The organism is Brevundimonas sp. Root1423 (genome assembly GCF_001426805.1).
On the sequence record NZ_LMFL01000093.1, the window covers coordinates 1 to 1,019 of the forward strand.

The 1,019-nt window shown below is 66.4% G+C and carries 1 protein-coding gene and 1 pseudogene; both read left to right on the forward strand.

Annotation, left to right across the window (positions count from 1 at the left end; genetic code table 11):
- Window positions 1-188, forward strand: a pseudogene (locus ASD25_RS31135) (hypothetical protein); the annotation flags it as partial.
- A complete protein-coding gene (locus ASD25_RS28975; protein ID WP_056284301.1) occupies window positions 185-997 on the forward strand; it encodes an ABC transporter permease in 813 nt (270 codons plus the stop codon). The pseudogene ASD25_RS31135 and the gene ASD25_RS28975, both read left to right, overlap by 4 nt.
- Window positions 998-1,019: the final 22 nt, after the last annotated feature.

The window sequence follows — 1,019 nt, forward strand, 5'->3', positions numbered from 1 at the left end:
CCGTCTCCGGCAACGGGGCCGACCAGCTCCTGAGCGTCCTGAGCGAGGTGCGAGGGGCGGGCATCGAGGTCCTCGACGTCGGCCTGCGCCGACCCACCCTCGACGACGTCTTCCTCGAGCTCACCGGCCATGAGGCCGACGACGCCGAGTCCACCCCCGACACCACCACCCAGGAGGTCTCCGCATGAGCGTGGCCAGCCCCGTGCGCACCCTGGTCGACGGCTGGGTCGTCGCCAAGCGCAACCTCATCAAGATCAAGCGCGTGCCGGAGATCATGGTCTTCGTCCTGCTCTCGCCCATCATGTTCGTGCTGCTGTTCGCGTACGTCTTCGGTGGCGCCATCGACGCCGGTCCCGGCCTGGACTACAAGGAGTTCCTGATCGGCGGGATCTTCGCCCAGACTGTCGTCTTCGGCGCCACGTTCACGGGTGCGAGCCTGGCCGAGGACATGCAGAAGGGATTCATCGACCGGTTCCGGTCGTTGCCCATGGCGCGCTCGGCCGTCCTGGTGGGACGCACGGGCAGCGACATCGTCTACAACGTGGTCTCGCTCGTGATCATGGCGCTCACCGGACTGCTCGTCGGCTGGCGTGCGCACGGATCGATCCTCGACACCCTCAGCGCGTTCCTGCTGCTGCTCGTCTTCGCCTACGCCATCAGCTGGGTCATGGCCTGGGTCGGCCTCTCCGTCCCCAGCGTCGACGTCATCAACAACGCGTCGTTCCTGGTGATCATGCCGCTCACGTTCGTCTCCAACGCCTTCGTGCCCACGGAGTCGTTCCCGAACGGGCTGCAGAAGGTCGTGGAGTGGAATCCTGTCTCCGCGCTCACGCAGGCCGTCCGCGACCTCTTCGGCAACCTGCCCGACGGTCAGCCCGTCCCCGACGCGTGGAGCCTTCAGCACCCCGTGCTCTACACGTTGCTGTGGATCGTGCTGATCCTCGCGGTCTTCGTCCCGCTCTCGGTCCGCCAGTACCAGAAGGCCAGCCTGAAGTAGGTCGGTCAACAACGACGAGGGG